The sequence below is a fragment of the Fibrivirga algicola genome (genome assembly GCF_011742925.1).
GTDB classification, from domain to species: Bacteria; Bacteroidota; Bacteroidia; order Cytophagales; family Spirosomataceae; genus Fibrella; species Fibrella algicola.
The window spans coordinates 104,110-121,544 of sequence record NZ_WAEL01000013.1; the positions used below are offsets into that span (position 1 = coordinate 104,110).

Consider the following 17,435-nt stretch of genomic DNA (forward strand, 5'->3'; position numbering starts at 1 on the left):
TTTTGAAACAAGGGGTAGTTGTAAAATAAGCACTATTCAAGCGGGCTAATAAAGGATTATGTTATTGATTATGAATTAGTTATGTTATATTGAATTGGCTATTTTTATATCAGCAAACGGCCTGACGGTAGGGCCGGATAACCTTACTAAACTTGCTGATCGCCATGCGCAAAGCCAATGTCAACAACCAACTTTTAACAACTGATTTGTGGGACACTATTTGCTTTCCCGTTAAGTCTGTTCCCGCCCGCGATATCCTGCCCGACCCCTACCGGGTCATACCCACCGACCGACAACATTTTATCGTCGGTACCATGCCCAGCGAGGAACGACAGATTTTTGCTGCCCAGTCGCCCCGCTACTCGCTCATTCCCAATTCGATTATCCGCGACGCCGTCACAGAGGTAACGGGTATCGAGCAGCCGGTACATATCCGCTACAGCCGGAACGGTGAATACGCGATTAACGTTATTCTGCCCGATGAAACAACGGTAGGCCCCAACGACGTGATTCAACGGCAGTTAACGTTTACCAATTCGTACACGGGTAAATCACAGTTCACGATTCAGGGCACGGAGATGAAGCGGGTACGGGAGCAGAAAGTTCGGGTGGCGTTCTACCGTCAAATCTGTTCTAACGGCATGATGGGATGGGCCGACGAGTTTGTTAGCCTTGACCAGTACCTTGATTGGCTCGTAACGGGTCAGACGCCGGAGAAAGCTAAAGTAAAAGGTTTGGAATGGGTGTATGAGAGCGCCGAGACGCTACGCGCCTACCAGCACATCTTTACCCATCGGGGTATCAACCTAAATCAGTTCCGGGCCTTTCTGGTCAACTTTCTGCGTGACTTCCTACGCTACGCACAGGATTGCCCAAGCCCTACGCAGGACGTATTTACCGTGATGCAGGACACCGCCGTAACCGACCGGCAGGAAGCCGCCCAATTAGTACGTAAAGTGGGGGTTTCGCAAAAACTGGTCGATGCCGCTATGGAACGTATGGCCACCGAGGAATGCGTTTTAGGCTCACGCCCCAACGCCTGGCTGCTTTACAACGGCGTAAACCACGCCCTTTTTAACGGCAATTCCGGGCTGACGCTACCCGCCCGCTATGCTCTCGATGAAAAGGCGTTTCACGCCATAGCTGCCCACTACATTTTGTAGGAAGAAAGCTGACTGCCCTTAAAGGCAGTCAGAAAGGAACAAAGGGGTAGTTAGCTGTTCATTGTTCGGTTCAATAAATGGTATAGTAAAATCATCCTTTCCGCTCCTTAAAAACAATCCCAAAATCTGCCACCTCACAATCAACCAGTAGCTGAATGTCTTCTTTTACCCGGCGGTAGTTATCCTGAAGCAATTGGAATTTGAAGGTTTGACGCATGGCGGGCGTTACGTCGATGGGGTCGTAGCCATACACGTCTCGTATGATGCGGTCGAGGTCAAGCATGGGCGGAAGCTGATGGGACTTTTTCATTTGCTCAGTCTCTACGCCGATGAACGACTTAAACGTTTTCAGGTCAAACTCCTCGCCGAAGTTATCCACGAACTGCCCTACAAACTCTCCTTGCTTCAGCCGTGAAATCTTGGCCGCTGGGATCATCTCCGTAAGTTGCTGGGATACGTTAACGGTTGTGTCATTTTTCGAGTAAGTGATGGACTCTTTGGTCTGGTTGGTCTTGCCAAAACGGCGCGATAGCTTCTCGGCCGTCTCGTACACGACCGTCCCCGAAAACACATTGGCCCCCAGGTTCATGATGACTTTGGCTTCTTTTTCGCCGTAGTCGCGGGTGAGCTGCTCGAAGTCCTGAATGCCCAGCCAGGTGGCCACCTTGTTGGAACGGGCCGTAGCGATGAGCATGTCCAGCCCTTTCAGGAACATCGTCGGCAGCTCGTCCCAGAAGAGGGCCGACTTGAGCCGCCCTTTGCGGTTGACCAGCTTCATGAGCCGGGCCGTGTAGAGCGAAAATGCAGTACCATATATGGCAGTACGTTCGGGGTTGTTGCCGGTACAGAGAATCTTGGGGTCGGCGGGGTTGTTGATGTCGAGCGTAAAGTCGGAGCCAGTCATCACCCAGTACAGGGTAGGCGAAGACAGCCGGGCCATTGGAATACGTACCGATGAGATTTGCCCTTCCAACTGCTCCATAGCACCTCCGTCGCGGGCATCGATGAATGGCCTGACGTAAATCTCCACTTCGGGGTATCTCTCCATCAGGGCGAACGATTCATCGTAGCGCCGGTTGATGAATTCCAGGGTGTGGGGAAAGGTGCAACACTCAGCCAGCCGGGCGTAGATGGCCAACTTATCCGGGTTCTGCTGGTCGGCAGGTTTGGCTTCTTCTGCCGTGTGCAGGGCGCGGTATTTTAGGCTGACAGTACGCAGGTACCAGAGTACCGATGTCAGGAAGTTGATGGCCGATTCTGGAAAGAATTCACCCTGCTTCTGCGCCCACGTCCGGTTCAGGTTGAGCATCACCGTTTGTGCTGCTTCGTAGGCATCCATTACGTCGGTCATGCCGTCGGCGTCGATGGGGTTGCAACGGTGTGAATACTCGATGTCGTCGAAGTTCAGGACATAAAACTTTGGGATGAGTGGGTCGTTCCGGCGTCTGCGGTCGGCCAGTTGATCAGCGGGTGTCCAGGCATAGGTGTTTTCGGCAATGGTTTTCCGGTAGGCGTTATATGCCTCCAGCGTCAAGTCGGGAAACTTGAAGTCATAGACGTAGGTTACGTACCCCTTGTACATACTCTGCCAAAGCGCCTGAACCAGCACCGCAAACGTTTTACCTGACCCCTGTAACCCCAGCACGATGACCGAGCGAAACGGATTGACAATGTTGATCAACCCCCGTCGCCATGCTCCTTTAAACGCGTATAGGGTCTGAAAGTGGATGGAGTATTCGTTTTGGACCAGCGTTTCGTTTTGCGGAAACTCTTCGTTGGTATCGTTGAAAATGTCATTCGGGCTGCGGGTAAACAGAATGCGGGAGAGGTACTGACCGCCTTTGATGAGCTGCATCGTGCCGACCAGCGTCAGGCCCACATACAGGACATCAATAGCCAATGGAGCTACGATGACTTTTGCGTAAAGTAGCGGCACAGAACCTAGGAAGAGGAGCAATCCGACCGATGCGTAGCGCAACACCTGGTGCCGGCCAATCGAAGGATCTATTTTTCCTTTTGAGCCGATAGCGTACAGAAACAAGAGCAACAGTACCAGTGCTTTTGTAATGAGCGGATTATTAAACAATCCCAGCCGTTCGTCTAAAGTAGATAGGCTGCTATACAAATAGTCGTGTAGCCAGCTATTTGTATAGATAACTTCATGGCAATACCATAAGCAGTGTAGGATCAGTAGTCCGATGGCGGCAATGATGAAGAGTTCGACGGTTTGGGTGTGTCCCTCGCGTTCCTTGTTGGTCATTTCGGGCATGATGAGTTAGCGTGTTTGGGTACGTTGTTGCTGTTGATAATGGGCTACGAATCGAATGGCCAGCGTGAGGTAATCGGCGGGATTAACCGCCCCGTGATTCTTGAGGACGCAGTAATGCAGATGCACACCCGTGGCCCGGCCCGTACTGCCCGTAATGCCGAGCGTTTCGCCGATGACCACTTCTTGACCAGTTCGCACCGAGGTCAGGGCTAAGTGACCATACACCGTCTGGTAGGAGTTGCCGTGGTCAATTTTCACGTAGCGTCCCAGCGTGTTGCTATAGTCGACACTGATCACCCGTCCCGTAGCCGCCGACCGAACATATTGATGCGGCCCGGCAATGTCGACACCGTCGTGGTGGCGTAGCGTATGCAGTGTTGGATGCTGCCGAACCCCGAATCCTGACGAAACCCGATTGCCCGCCCAGTCGCCGAGTGGGGGCAGACAGGGAATGCGCTGTGCTGCCTCTGGCGATGCTATGAACAATCGGGCAAAGGCGGTTACGACCTGCGCCGACGTAGCCTCCTCTATCCATTGGTTCAATGAATTAGGAGAAGTCAACCGCCCGATTTTATGGGCTGCAAAAGGCTCCTTTTCGCTACTCTGATTCATTGCCGTTGGACTGTTTGCTCCACTCAGAATCAGGCTGAACACAGTCCAAAAAGGCCCGTTTCGATATCTCCTATACCATTTTCTTCTATTATCCATTGGGCAAAAATAAGCCCGAAAATGACACAATATTTAGTTAATTAAAGTAAATTCGATAAAAAATTAAACTAAAGCAATGAAAAAAAGTAATGAACCTGATTTCAGATTACCACATGAGCAGGCCAGTCGGCTGGTTCAACTCTTCGCGCCTTCGTTCGACACCTGCCTGACGCAATCCGCTGACAACGGGGGAAAGCCAATAGTATGGCACCCCGTGCTCAGGGATATTCATGAGCAGGTCGTTCATGCAGTAAGTCCAGTGTTGATCGAAAGTCGGCAGCAGCCCGGTGAGGTCTCTCCTACCCTATCGCTTAGTCTGCTCCCTGCGCCTTCCGGGGCTACCCGGTTGCAATCGGCACAAGAGCAGTCTGTTGTACCCGACGAGTTAACACCTACCGTCAAAACCAGCCTGTAATGCACATGCAGTATTTGGAAACACTGGAAGTGCGGTGGGGGCGGGAGCGCATTCATCAGGCCATTCAACCCTTGTACATCGGCGACGGTGAAGAACCCGGCGACCCGCCTATTACTGTCCTGAACGCATCCGTCAACGACCCGGAACTTTGGCAGCAGCTCACCGACGAGGAGCGCGAACGACTGTATCTGGCCTTCATGGAACTCCAATATGACCTCTCTGAACTGGCCACCGACCTCTACCGAGCCAAAGAGCCGGAACTAGGTGGTTTTGAACTGACGGCCCTGTAACCCATTTCGTCTTATGAAGCAAAAAGCACAAAACCGCGCTACCCGCGAGCAGTTGGCCATTCTCCGCCAATTGAACAAAGCCGGGGTACGTTACGTCGCGTTTGGTGATTACGCCATGAATGCCATCGACCCGGCCCGTGCCATCGGCAACGTGCAGCTCTGGATTGAGCCGACAAAAGCCAATTTCGAGCGGCTCGACAAAGCCATTCAGGAGGTTTACGGCCCGCGTGTACTCACCCGCACCAAGCCAGAGCACGCTGAGAATCCGCAGCCCCGTAAGATGCTCACGCTCGGCGATGGCCCGCAGAAGGTGGGTCTATACCCCGCCATCAACGGCTTTTCGCCGGACCAGTTTGGCGAACTGTTCATGCGGGCGCAGACGAACCGTGCCGCGCTGATCACCAATCGGGGAAAGCTGGACGGTTCGGTAGCGTATCGCCAATTGGCCGTGCCCGACCTCTACCAGAATGTGCGGGAATCCACGGCCTACCACAAAGCGTGGAATATTCAGACGTTGGAAAAATATGCCGACGACCACCGCATCGACCTGACCCCGGTTCGGTCAGTGTCGGCAACACAAACGGCCCAGGAAACGGCCAAAACTGCCTCCGCGAATCCCGAAGCGACGGCAAAGGCAACGGAGAACGCGCAACAGGAGCCAGAGCCGACACCGAAGCCCCGCGCAGAGAAGTTGGTGCGCGATTTCGATGCCATCAAGCGTGAGCTGGATCTGGAGGTAGTGCTGCGTGACTACGGCTTCGTGCTCGATACCAAAAAATCGAAACCGAGCGACGAGTGGCTGATCTACGAGCGGGGCGAGAAAGGGTCAAAAGAACGCTTAGCCGTCTATACCGGCGACAAATACGGGCAAAAGATGTTCGTTGACATGAACGATCAGCGGGGCTGGCGGGGCGACGTGATCAAGTTTCTGGAGCGGGTCGAGAACGGCATCTACCGTAACGTTTTCAAGGCTGTCGACCGGATTATGTCGTCAACAGACTACGTACTGCAAAAGAGCGTTACGGCTCCGCTCAAGCAGGTGAAGGATAGTTTGATCGACACGAAACTTCGGGAGAAAGACCTGCACGACCGGTACGCCATCGCTCCCCTGACTGACACCCGGTATTTGGCGGGACGCTCGCTCCACAAAGACGTGCTCTTCTCCCCGGAGTTCAACGGCCGCATTCACAACATTGCCTACACGACGGAGAAGGGCACTACCCACCGCAACACCTCTTTTCCGATGTACGCCCAGGATGGTCACCTGGTATCAATGGACATCCGCAACGAACGATTCAAGTCATTTCCTTCCGGGGAGCGCGGGGAAGCTATGTGGCACTCCAACCGATTTTATGAACTGAAGGCACCCTTGGCGATGCACGACAAACCTGACCTGCCGACAGGCACCGTCGGGACGGTTGTTCGGCTTAGTCCCGAAACGGTTTCCTTCAATTTTATACAAGACGGTGAGCCGCAGCAGGTGCAGTTACCACTCGAAACCGCCCGCCCGGCCTTCAGGGAGGTTCCCGCCCAGCGCATCCTTGTCGCGGAGTCAGCAATCGACGCTATGTCGTTTAAGCAGCTTAACCCCGAAGCCGAGGGCGAACGGCGGTTCTACATGGCGACGGGTGGCCAGCCCGGCAGCCGTCAGATGGGCTTTGTTCAGAAGGTGCTCGACCGCAACCCACAGGCGCAGTTTGTCATCGCGCAGGATGGCGATAACGCCGGCCTGCGGTTCGGCATTAACTACCTCGCCCTGCAACATCCCGCTGCTGACCCGGCTCTGCGCGTCAAACCCGACATTGCCTATTCCGGCCCGAACCTTCCGCCGAATCCACTCACTAACATACTGGGACCTAAGTTTGCGTTCGACCCCGAGATAAAAACATTCAGCGACGTGCTGAAGCGGTTCGACGTACCTGATGGCAACTTGTCGGAAGGGCATAAACTGGCCATTAACCACCAGGCCCGGTTTAAAGAAATCATGCCTGATGATTACGTTAAAGTGTCTGTCGAGATGGTGCAGTCAGTGATTCCGGCATTTACCTATGCGAAGGCATATGGTATCTCCATGCCCGAGGAAATTGGAAAACTGGCTCAGTCGGAGTACATGCAGACAAAGGTTGGGAACGAGTTTCGGGTGGCACGGGAACGAGCTATGATTTCGCCTGATGAGATGGATCAGCGCATTCAGTACCACAAGGATGCCAAGTTGGAAAAGGATCTGTACTCGGGTGTGAACAAGTTGGACCTGGAACTACGGCAACCCCTGTCGCCCGGTGGCGCGGGCGCCGACGTCGCTGGTGGTCGAAACGAAGCGTTTCTCCATCGCTTTATGGACGAGATGAACCGCTTCACCAAGCAGTTCAATTACAACAATGACCCGAACGACAAGGAGAAACGGGTGCAGGAGTTTCAGCGCGAAACCCTGGTTGACCCCGATCAGGGGCAGGCCGTTACCCGCACCCGGATTCACTTTCCCAACGATGGGCGGTTGCTGGTGAAAGCACTCACGCTACTTACTGACGAAATCAACAGCCGACAGGGGCAGTCGCTCTACCACGTTGTCAGACCTACAAGGCAGCAGAAAGACCTCAATGATATTCTGCAAAACCGTCAGGGCGAGGCCTTGCCTGATTCGAGTCCGCTGAAGATGGGTGCTCCGCCCCTCATCAAACCCCACACCGAGATCAAGGCGCAACAGGCCGCTCAGCGCGAAACGGTTCAATCCGCTTCGGACTCGGCCCGTACGTACAAAGCTAAACTGTAATGGTAACCCAGGTCCGGGCAAAGTCGACCTGATCTTGCCCGGACCCTATTACGTAACCTATGACCCCCTCCCCTACTCATCCCGATATGGACACACTCGGCTCCGACCGGCCCGTTGCCGCTCCAACCAACAAGTTTTATTCATCGAATCCGTATTGGAGTCGTAGCCCCCAGCCACCAGACGAAACGGAACAGGCCAAACTCTCAAAGGAAGTGCTGCCACACCCGGCTACGCAAACCGATGCACTGCCTCCCCACCTGATTGCCGGGCTGGTGGAAGTTATTGAGAAGATGGGCCGGTCGCAGCAGGAGCACCTGAATCGCCAGCTTACCGAGTGGCTACCCCAGGTTCCGGCAACTCTCACCCTTGCCCTTGAGCAGCATCTGGATAAATTGGTCCCGAAGGTAGTGAGGGTGGAGCAGCCGGGTTCGGCGTTGCTTAAACTGGTTCGTTACCTGACGGCGGGCATGGTCGTCGCTGGCCTGCTCGTTGGTGGGTTAGTCTTTGCCTGGCTGCAAACCCGCCAACAGCGCGATACATATGCCGCTGGCTATTGGCAGCACCGGTACGTATCAGCTCAGATAGCCGTGGCCCGAACCGTACCGCTGCAACGGCTGCTGTCAGATGCCGATTCGCTTTACAAATCGCCTACGTTCAACGCTGAACTGCAACGCTTGGAAAGCATCCTTGACACGCGCCAGCAACAACATCAGCTTCGGCTCCGTGAGCAGGAACTGACGCGTTTAAAACGGTAGTGATTCGTAGAATCTACAAAAATAAATCTGTAGCTGGCTATTCAAATAGTCAGCTACCTTTTTTTAATCAAGGGGTTTGTAAACTAGTCCTGTTGCTGGTTCCTAAATCAATCGGGTTTGTAAAGTGCTGTTTATCAATAGACATATAGTTAAATAGTCAGATAGTTGGCTATCTTTGTAATGTTGAAACCGCAAACGCTTGGCCGATGTAAGCCCAGGCACCAACCCCTTTTTTACGCTATACAGGTATGAAATCCTATCAGCAAGAAACCGTTAACAAACATGGTGAAACCGTCATTTCGGACATCTTCCGCTACATCGAGGGCGAGCCGAAGCAGTACCGCTACAATTCCCAGACCGGGCAGTTTAACATTGACGGAGACACCCCCGTTTTGGACAAGTCGGGCAAGCCTATTAAAGAGTTTTCGTTTCAGCCGTTCGTCTTCCGCATTTTCGAGGACGGGCTGTTCAACCGGAACCGCGAAGCGTGGGCGGAATTGTTCTTTATCGACGCGCTCAATTGCGTATCGAGCATTATGTTCAACGGCACTACGCTGACGGAGTTGCGGGGCGTTATGAAAAAACTCATCTACGAAGGCAACGAACCGCTGAACCTCTGCGATGTGGTGCTGACCATCCGCCCGGAGAAACTAACGTGTAAAAACGACCCCACGAAGTCGTGGTTCATTGGCCGGTTTAGCTACCAGTTTGCCAACTCCGAAACTGTTCAGCAACTCGCTGAGTACGCGGCTGATTGCCCTATCTACCGACGCGACACATTGAAACAAACGGCAAGCTATTTCAGCTTTTCAGAAACTTTTGCCCTTCCGGCTGCGGATGTCATGCCGCTTTCGCTCAGTGTCGGAGATGTACCCCCCGCTGAAGTTGAAGTAGCAGAGGTAGTCTAAATTTTTTTGAGTAGCCATCTATTTAAATAGATGGCTACTCAACTATATAGTTCACAAACTAAATATTATGTCTTGTATGCAAGTCCTTACGCCAGACAATTACCGTCAGTTCCCCGCTTTTTCCAATACAGATTTAACCGAGTATGAGCGGTTTTTATTGGGTGAACCCAACCGAAAACCTGTTAAGGCATTTGCTGAAGGATCAGCCTTTCACCAATTGCTGTTGGAGCCACGGAGTAAGCGACCATTTGAGGAGGCCATCGACTGGGAGCGGTTGGGCAAAATGGCAAAAGCCGTTCGGGCTACGCGCTTTGGCCGGTGGGCCTTGCAGTGGGGGCAGAAGGAGCAGCCTTATCTGTTTCGAGACCCCACTACGGGCCAGCTCTGCAAATGCCAAACCGACATTCGGCTGCGGCATGGGTTAATCGTTGACATCAAGACCACCCGCGCCCGGACGTATCGCCAATTCATTGAGTGCTGCGAGGAGTATCAGTATGACCGGCAGGCTGCGTTTTACTTAGATGGAGTGCAGGCACGGCGGTTTGTCTTTCTGGGCGTTCAGAAAGCAGAGCCTTTTCAAGTCTTCTATTTCGAGCCAACTGCCGACGCGATTGGTCAGGCGTTCATACAGGATGGCCGGGTACGCTACCAGCGCCTGCTCTCGTTGCTCGCCCGATCCGAGTTTCGCCCCTCAGCCTGGACAACTCAGGACAAACCAGTAGCTTCGCTGCTCATGCCGATGAGTCAGCGGTTAAGTCAATCCAGCTACCCGCCTATCTATCGATTTCGCTAATCAACTTGTCAGATAGTTGGGTACTCAGCTATCTGATAAATTTTATGTTGGTGCTACATGAACCGAACCGAGCCGAAACCACCCGAGGGCAAGTACCACCGGGCAAAACTTACCGCACCGTTGGGACCGTTGATGCCAGCCGGTAAGATAGGATGGTTATCCGCCGATGTCGAAACCATCGACGCGGATGGCAAGCCCATGTTTCGGTTTATCTCAGCGACAAACCACGACCTTGTTTTCAAGGTGTACGCTGAAGAGGTAATCATCGAATAAAAAATCAAGGGGTAACAGCTGAGCAACGTTAGAATCAAGCGGGTTGTAAAAGACTGATAGATAGTTAGTTGAATATTTAAATATCTGAATAGTTAGCTATCTTTATAGCGTGAAACTATTCAGCTATTTATGACGCGCTACCCAACCCCCCGCACTCGTTCGGCCCAGGCCCGGCCCGTGGTCATTGTTGCCAACCAATACACGCTGTTTGGACAGCCCGTTCTTGTACCACCTACGCGGGGAGAACGCAAGCCTTGTGAGGCCCGGCCAAGCGTGGCCCGGCCCGAAGCGGCTACTTTATTGACCCTTGATGAACGGATAGAGCTACGGCCAACCTCGGAGCCGTGCGCTTTCAGTCTTTGCCCCCACGACTTTACATTACCAACCGGCAACGCGGCCAAGCTACGGGCTAACGTTGCCGCCATTGAAACTCTAAAACGGATTGAGCAGGAGCAACGCCCGGCTACAATAGAGGAACAGCGTTTGTTATCGCTTTATACGGGTTGGGGCGGGTTATCGCAGGTCTGGAAAAACGACGTTTACGAGCGATGGCAACGCGCACAGGCAGACCCAACCCAAGCCGTTGACGATTCAATAAACCGCTGGGGCAGTCAGTACGGACGTACCCGCCAGCGTTTAGCCGACCTGTTGACCCCCGCCGAGCAGTCAGCCGCCGAAGCATCGACGCTGAACGCCTTTTACACCGCTCCGCACGTTGTAGCGGCCATGTGGCAGGCCGTAGAAGGGTTTGGCTTTACGGGTGGGCGTATTCTGGAGCCAGCCGCTGGTATCGGCTATTTTATCGGACTTATGCCCCCGGCCATTCGGGAGCGGTCGGCGTGGGTTGCGGTCGAGAAAGACCGGCTATCGGGGCAAATCTTGCAGCGACTTTATCCCGACGTAGAAACCCACATTTGCGGATTGGAAGAAGCAGGGTTGCAGGCGGGTAGCCGCTCGGCGGTCCGATTCGATTTGGTGATTGGGAACGTACCGTTTGGCTCGTACACGGTTTATGACCGTCACTACCCCGAACTGAACAGCTTTGCCATTCATAACTATTTCATTGGCCGGGCCGCGCAGTTGGTGAAGCCGGGCGGAATCGTTGCCCTCATTACGTCAATGGGTACGTTCGATGCAGCAGGCTCAGAGTTTCGCCGGTTCCTGACCGTCGAAGCCGACGCCGAGCTATTGGGGGCCATCCGCTTGCCGTCGAATGCGTTTGAAGCCAACGCGGGTACGCAGGTAACGACCGACGTTTTGTTTTTGCGGAAACGTACCCCAACGGCCCGGCCCTTTGCGGCCCATCCGTTTGAACGTACCGTTACCCTTCGGGCCAGCCTTCAAGCCGAAGCAACGGACGAAGAAACCGTCAGGACGTTGGCCGTAAACGAGTATTACCACGCCTACCCCACTATGATGCTGGGCGATATGCACTTTGCCGACGAGGTAAACAAGGGCGGATTATACCGAGCCGACCAGCCAACGTTACACTTATCCGACCCCACTACGTTGCCGCAGCGATTGGCCGCAGCCCTTGACCAATTGCCGAGAGGTATTTATAACACTGAATCAGCAGCCCGCAACAAAGAGCCAGCCAAAGCCGACCAACGGTTTACCGAATCGGTAACAATCCGGGGCAAACGCTACAGCCAAACGCTCATTACTGCCCAATACGAGCGCGTGAAACGGGCGTTTAACCAATTACGGAAAGCCGAGCAGGCCGGTAGGGGAGAGGTGGAAACCGACGGCCTACGGGTTGAGCTAAACCAAGCGTATGCTCTGTTTACGCGTTATTTCGGGACGCTCAACCGGAACAGGGCTTTATCGTTTCTGGAAGAGTACGACCCGCAGTTTGCCAGCGTACAGGCATTAGAGGTAGTGAATCGGGACGAGCCAGATCGGAACAGCGGAGTGCCGCCCAGCCCCAAAGCGGCCACCTCGTACACCGTTGCCAAAGCTGATATTTTCCGGCAACGGGTATACCCTGCCACGCACACCCCGGAGCGGGTAGAATCACTGCCCGACGCGCTACGATTGTCTATTGCCTTATACGGTTGGGTGAATGCCGGGCAGATAGGCGTATGGATGAATCAGCCCGCCCCGGATGTGAAACAGGCATTATTGGGTGCTGAATTGGCTTATCTAAACCCCACGTCGGCCCGATTGGAGGACAGAGATACGTACCTATCGGGCAACGTTAGGAAGAAATTGGCCGCAGCAAGCGAAGCCGCTAAGAGTGATGCACAGTACGCAGTGAATGAACGGGCATTAGCCGCCGTTGTTCCGGCCACTATTCCCGCCCCGCTTATCTCGTTTCGATTGGGTTCGGTCTGGATTCCTACGCACATTATTGAGCAGTTTATTAGTCAGACCTTGCAAACCAGTTGTGTAACGGTACGCTATAACCACCGGGTAGGCCAGTACGAAATTGACGGTATGAGTAACGTTTCGTCGGTGCAAAACCGCTCGTTGGGTACGTCGCGCCGAAAGGCTATTCAACTTATCGAAGCGGCTTTGCAACAGCGCACGGTAGTAGTGACCAAAACCATAATCGACCCCGAAGGCAAGGAAAAAACGGTAAAGGACGTTGAAGCTACCAGCCAGGCAGTACAGGCGCAGGAAGCCTTAAACGACTTGTTTATTGACTTTGTGCGCGACCACCACAGAACCACCATTGAGCCGGTTTATAATGAACTGTACAACAGTTACGTACACAAGACCTATCGGGAGCCAGCCCTAAAGCAATACCCCGGCGCATCGCCCGACGTTCAGCTACGCTTACACCAGTTCCGGGGCGTAGAGCGCATCAAAGAGCAGGACACCTTATTAGCCCACGCCGTGGGCAGTGGTAAAACCTTTACCATGATAACCGCAGCAATGGAATTAAAGCGGTTAGGGTTGGCCCACAAGCCTATGATTGTGGTGCAAAACTCAACGCTCAACGACTTTGCCAGAGCGTGGCGCAGGTTGTACCCCGCAGCCCTCATCTACGTACCGCAACCCGCCGACCTCGAAGCAGCCAACCGCAGACGGTTTTTACAGCGCATCGCGACCAATAACTTTGACGGGGTGCTGATACCGCAGAGTTTCTTAAAACTGATTCCCGACGACCCAGCCAGCGAAGAAGCCTTTATTCAGGAGGAAATTGAGCGAGTAGCCTACACCATTGCCGCAGCCAAGCGGCAGGGCCGGGAGAAACCCATGTCCGTAAAACGGCTGAATGAATTGAAACTTCGATTGGCAAACCGCCGAATCCGGCAGGCGGACCGGAAGAAAGACGACATGCTGACCTTTGACCAGTTGGGCATCGACGCGCTGTTCTTGGACGAATCGCACAGGTACAAGCGCCTTGGATTTTTCACGGCGAGGCAGAACGTGAAAGGGATAGATTCGGCAGGCTCAGAGGATGCACTAAGCGCCCTGTTCAAGTGCCGCACGGTGCAGGCACGGCGGGGCCGGGTGGTGTTGGCGACGGGTACGCCGATTAGCAACACAATGGCCGAATCATGGACGACTCTACGCTTTATTGCCCCCGACCGGCTCAACAAAGCGATGCTGTCCACGTTTGACCAGTTTGCCGGAGCGTTCGGCAGCGTGATTCAGTCGTTTGAACTGACTGCAACGGGCAACTTTAAAGCGGTGGAGCGGTTCGCCAAATTCGTTAATGTACAGCAGCTATCGGAACTCTACCGCGCCTACGTTGACGTAGTGCTGAACGAAGACGTTATCGAGTTCCAACGGGACGCGACGTTACCAACGCTCAAAGACGGGCAACACACGCGGATTATCTTACCGCAAACCGAAGGCGTAGCCGACGAGCTAAACAGCATCAAAGCAACTTTGCGTTGGTTTGAAAACCTAACCGGGGCCGAGAAGCGCGACAACTCGCACGTTCCGTTAGTTTGCTTTGGACAAGCCCGCAAAGCCACCATTGATTTACGGCTCCTCGACGCGGCCAACCCCGACGAAGCCGATTCAAAGTGTAACCGGGTGGTAACCGAAATTTTGCGCCTTTACCGGCAGTCGGCCACGTATCGCGGTACGCAGTTGGTCTTTGCGGATACGTATCAAAGCCCCGCCGTTCGGGGTTGGTTTGACGAGGAAGGAGAAGAACGTAAAGGCCCACGGTTTAACCTCTTTGACGATATACGAGCCAAGCTGATTGAGCAGGGGGTACCGGCTGATGAAATTGCTATCGTACCCGCCGAACCCGACAAACGCGAACCTCTGTTTGCCAAAGTCCGAACGGGCAAGGTTCGGGTATTGCTAGGCACGTCGGAGCGGGCGGGCGTGGGCGTAAATGTGCAGGAACGGTTAGTGGCGGTTCACCACCTGGACGCGCCTAACCGCCCGACCGATTTTGAGCAGCGTAACGGGCGGCTCATCCGGCAGGGCAACCTACACGCGGCTTGGGGCATCCCGGTTGAAGTCCTGACCTACGGCGTTGAACGAACGCTCGACGCAACTGCCTACGGACGGTTAGCGATTAAGCAAAAATTTATTAATCAGGTCTTAAAAGGCCACATAGCCGACGATCAGATGGCCGATATCAGCGCGGACGATGATTTTGCCGCCATGTCCTTCGACCAGATGATGGCAACCCTCAGCGGCTCCCAATACGCCCTGTTATATACAACGCGCCAATTAGAACTGTCGCGGGTGCAGCAGGCGCGTAAGAACTGGCAACGGGGCCTGATGGATGCTCAATGGCAGGTCGAAAACGCCCAACGATTCATCCAGAAACACCGCCCGCTATTGATCGAGTTAGAGGAAGAAGCTGTCATTTTGCAGCAGCACTTTGGTACGCCTTACGCTACAAAGAGCGTAACAGTGAACGGCACGTCCTACAGCGAGAAGTGGGGCGAAGCGGTACAGCACCTAATTGAGCAGGTTAAAGGGCTGGCAAAACGCCGGGTTGACGAATCCAGAACGTTAATCGTTAACGGGCTTACGTTGATCCTGACCGGGGAACGTTCCCAAGAATTGATTGGCGACTTTATGCCCGGCCAGGCAGTGGTACGTTACCGTTGGGGCCGTAGTCTGTCGGGCGTGGTGGGTTCATCGAACGGCCTGTTTTCGTCGCTCAAAGCCGCCGTTGCCCGCGTCTGCGAAGGCCCCGCCCAACTAACCCACGAACTGAACCGTGCCGGACTCACCGAGCAGGAGTTTAGCCGCACGCAATCGCAACCGTTCCGGCAGGAAGCCGAATTACTCCGCTTGGAAACGGAGGTGGCCGACCTAAAACGCCGGATGGAAACCGAAGGTGAACCGGAGCCGGTCGCTGAGGTAGCCGCGTAACGTATTCATCGCGCCGACACCTCCGGGAGTCGGCGCGATGAAACGAATCAAAGGGGTATTGTAAGGTAGTTACCTATCCAGCTATGCAAATAGAAAAATAGAAAATCAAGGGGTAGGGATGGAAACGCCCTGCGGGCCATTCCATCCCCGGCGCGACGGGCAACACCTTCGGGGTACTCCCTCACCACTGCGTGGCCGGTCGCCCCAAAGGCCCTGCCCTTGTGCCGCGCGAATCAAAGGGGAAGTTGATTGTGCGAATGCTCAATTACGCAAACATTCCGGTACACCGCCAGTGTGTTCGAGCGTAATCAAAGCGGAATCGTTAACGCGTTTCTTATTTAGCTCGCTGGGGTAATTATAAATCAGGTAGTTTTCAACCTCATCGATAGTGTACCGGTCGTTAGATTGTATTTGACCCAAATACAAATAAGCACCATGTCTTTGGCACCCTTCAATCCCGTGGCGATAGCCGACGTTGTAGCGGCCACTCGCCCGCATTCCTGCGTGAGTTCGCATATGCCCGCCGAAGAAACTGTTATGCACCTTCATGAATAAAACGGTTGGCCGTTCCATTCATGAAGGTAAATGCAATGGTGCATATTCCGGGCTTCATCGTAAGTGTGGCAACGCTTCCAGATAATTTGCATAACAGCCCTACCGCAACTCGTGCGTTTCGTCAACTAATTCTTTTATGCGGACTACTTTCTCGCGGGGTAGATTACTCCAATACCAATTGATGAGATCAGAATCAATCAATGTACACCTGTTCAGGGTTGGCCGGTGATTTTTGACGGTCGCCAGTCCAATCGAGAAAACAATGGGCTTGTCGGCATATTGTTCATACAGATCGGCGTTCAGGTATTCTTCTTTGACAAATCGGCCACAATCCTTGATTGCACTAAGCTCTTTTGCTTTTGGTACGTATGCCAACTTTTTCGTGGTTGCTCTAACTTGAAGCAAAATCATGTGGTAAAAATAGCCGCGCCATTTCAGCCCGAAAAGGTCGGCCGGAGTTCGACTGTCGGGTGTAGCCACAACGTTGAAGCCTTGTTTTTTTACGAGCAAGTTCATGACGTAATCATCGGCCCCACTCTCTGGCTTTGTAAATAGCGAACTTAAGCCATTATTAGCCTTCCGCCACTTGGCGTGAACGCCGTCCATAAACTTTTCCAGTCGATCAAGCTGGGTTAGTACCTCATCATCGCTGATATCCTCTGTTTCCTGCTCATATTCTTGTATAGCAGGTTTTGTGATGATCACGGGGGTGGACACAGGTTTTGAAATGGCCCGTGTTGGTGCTGAAGTTTTAGAAACCGTTTTAGCAATCGATCTCAATGCATCGCCCTCAACACAGATCGGGTCGTCAATGTCGAGGGCATCGATCACTTTCTTTTTAATCAAGGCGACTGCCTGTGCCAAGTCAATTTTGAAGTATTCTTTAGTACCAGGGTGCTTATAGCTTTTCAAAATGCCATGAGCTATCTGTTCTGCAAAGTCAGAATCAGGCACTTCCATGTACCATTCGACGACACATCGTGCTGGTTGAGTTTTTGATAGGGATTCTGCCCTCGATGCAGGATGATGGCCTTTAGTCACTTTGCCAACCTTGACTACACCGGTAGGCCAGGATGTGCAGGAGAACACGTAAATGTACTGTTTCACGCTGGAGACACTTGGTTAATGTCATTAAGTAGCCAAATAGATAAATATCTAATTAAAATGCAAGAAAGCAGATCAAGATGTCTTCCGGCATTAGGTACTTATCACCGACATGTCAGTCAGCCGGTTACAGC

12 protein-coding genes are annotated in these 17,435 nt (G+C 53.4%); 9 read left to right on the plus strand and 3 right to left on the minus strand.

Features of this window, described 5'->3' with window-relative positions; translation table 11 throughout:
• The first annotated feature begins 164 nt into the window (after positions 1–164).
• Complete coding sequence (locus F7231_RS25970; protein ID WP_166694158.1) at positions 165–1,163, plus strand: hypothetical protein; 999 nt, start codon at positions 165–167, stop codon at positions 1,161–1,163.
• Between the two features lie 91 nt (positions 1,164–1,254).
• Here the strand turns inward: F7231_RS25970 and F7231_RS25975 are convergent, their stop codons facing one another.
• Both F7231_RS25975 and F7231_RS25980 read right to left on the minus strand, forming a co-directional pair.
• Positions 1,255–3,432, minus strand: a complete 2,178-nt coding sequence (locus F7231_RS25975; RefSeq protein WP_166694159.1) for a YWFCY domain-containing protein — start codon at positions 3,430–3,432, stop codon at positions 1,255–1,257.
• A 6-nt stretch (positions 3,433–3,438) separates the two neighbouring features.
• Positions 3,439–4,044 carry a M23 family metallopeptidase gene (locus F7231_RS25980; RefSeq protein WP_208295697.1) on the minus strand — a complete coding sequence of 202 codons (606 nt, stop codon included), beginning with the start codon at positions 4,042–4,044 and terminating at the stop codon, positions 3,439–3,441.
• A 172-nt stretch (positions 4,045–4,216) separates the two neighbouring features.
• Here F7231_RS25980 and F7231_RS25985 point away from each other — a divergent pair, with 172 nt between their 5' ends.
• From F7231_RS25985 to F7231_RS26020, 8 genes are all read left to right on the plus strand, one after another.
• Complete coding sequence (locus F7231_RS25985; RefSeq protein WP_166694160.1) at positions 4,217–4,555, plus strand: hypothetical protein; 339 nt, start codon at positions 4,217–4,219, stop codon at positions 4,553–4,555.
• A 5-nt stretch (positions 4,556–4,560) separates the two neighbouring features.
• Complete coding sequence (locus F7231_RS25990; protein WP_229370389.1) at positions 4,561–4,845, plus strand: hypothetical protein; 285 nt, start codon at positions 4,561–4,563, stop codon at positions 4,843–4,845.
• Positions 4,846–4,858: 13 nt separating this feature from the next.
• A complete protein-coding gene (locus F7231_RS25995) occupies positions 4,859–7,615 on the plus strand; it encodes a toprim domain-containing protein (RefSeq protein WP_166694162.1) in 2,757 nt (918 codons plus the stop codon).
• Positions 7,616–7,674: 59 nt separating this feature from the next.
• Complete coding sequence (locus F7231_RS26000) at positions 7,675–8,370, plus strand: hypothetical protein (protein ID WP_229370392.1); 696 nt, start codon at positions 7,675–7,677, stop codon at positions 8,368–8,370.
• A gap of 248 nt (positions 8,371–8,618) precedes the next feature.
• Positions 8,619–9,278, plus strand: a complete 660-nt coding sequence (locus F7231_RS26005) for a hypothetical protein (RefSeq protein WP_166694163.1) — start codon at positions 8,619–8,621, stop codon at positions 9,276–9,278.
• Between the two features lie 76 nt (positions 9,279–9,354).
• Positions 9,355–10,071, plus strand: a complete 717-nt coding sequence (locus F7231_RS26010; RefSeq protein ID WP_166694164.1) for a PD-(D/E)XK nuclease-like domain-containing protein — start codon at positions 9,355–9,357, stop codon at positions 10,069–10,071.
• Between the two features lie 57 nt (positions 10,072–10,128).
• Positions 10,129–10,344, plus strand: coding sequence for a hypothetical protein (locus F7231_RS26015; RefSeq protein WP_166694165.1), 216 nt, complete (start codon positions 10,129–10,131; stop codon positions 10,342–10,344).
• 129 nt (positions 10,345–10,473) lie between these two features.
• Entirely contained in the window at positions 10,474–15,642 is a 5,169-nt protein-coding gene (locus F7231_RS26020; RefSeq protein WP_166694166.1) for a helicase-like domain-containing protein, read from the plus strand.
• A gap of 654 nt (positions 15,643–16,296) precedes the next feature.
• Here F7231_RS26020 and F7231_RS26025 read toward each other — a convergent pair.
• Positions 16,297–17,304 carry a GIY-YIG nuclease family protein gene (locus F7231_RS26025; RefSeq protein WP_166694167.1) on the minus strand — a complete coding sequence of 336 codons (1,008 nt, stop codon included), beginning with the start codon at positions 17,302–17,304 and terminating at the stop codon, positions 16,297–16,299.
• Positions 17,305–17,435: the final 131 nt, after the last annotated feature.

What these genes read in the sequence shown, in the direction of transcription:
- F7231_RS26020 (WP_166694166.1), top strand. Translation starts at nt 10,474, where the DNA reads ATGACGCGCTACCCAACCCCCCGCACTCGTTCGGCCCAGGCCCGGCCC.
- F7231_RS25985 (WP_166694160.1), top strand. Translation starts at nt 4,217, where the DNA reads ATGAAAAAAAGTAATGAACCTGATTTCAGATTACCACATGAGCAGGCC.
- F7231_RS25995 (WP_166694162.1), top strand. Translation starts at nt 4,859, where the DNA reads ATGAAGCAAAAAGCACAAAACCGCGCTACCCGCGAGCAGTTGGCCATT.
- F7231_RS25990 (WP_229370389.1), top strand. Translation starts at nt 4,561, where the DNA reads ATGCAGTATTTGGAAACACTGGAAGTGCGGTGGGGGCGGGAGCGCATT.
- F7231_RS26010 (WP_166694164.1), top strand. Translation starts at nt 9,355, where the DNA reads ATGCAAGTCCTTACGCCAGACAATTACCGTCAGTTCCCCGCTTTTTCC.
- F7231_RS25975 (WP_166694159.1), bottom strand. Translation starts at nt 3,432, where the DNA reads ATGCCCGAAATGACCAACAAGGAACGCGAGGGACACACCCAAACCGTC.
- F7231_RS26015 (WP_166694165.1), top strand. Translation starts at nt 10,129, where the DNA reads ATGAACCGAACCGAGCCGAAACCACCCGAGGGCAAGTACCACCGGGCA.
- F7231_RS26005 (WP_166694163.1), top strand. Translation starts at nt 8,619, where the DNA reads ATGAAATCCTATCAGCAAGAAACCGTTAACAAACATGGTGAAACCGTC.
- F7231_RS25980 (WP_208295697.1), bottom strand. Translation starts at nt 4,044, where the DNA reads ATGAATCAGAGTAGCGAAAAGGAGCCTTTTGCAGCCCATAAAATCGGG.
- F7231_RS25970 (WP_166694158.1), top strand. Translation starts at nt 165, where the DNA reads ATGCGCAAAGCCAATGTCAACAACCAACTTTTAACAACTGATTTGTGG.
- F7231_RS26000 (WP_229370392.1), top strand. Translation starts at nt 7,675, where the DNA reads ATGACCCCCTCCCCTACTCATCCCGATATGGACACACTCGGCTCCGAC.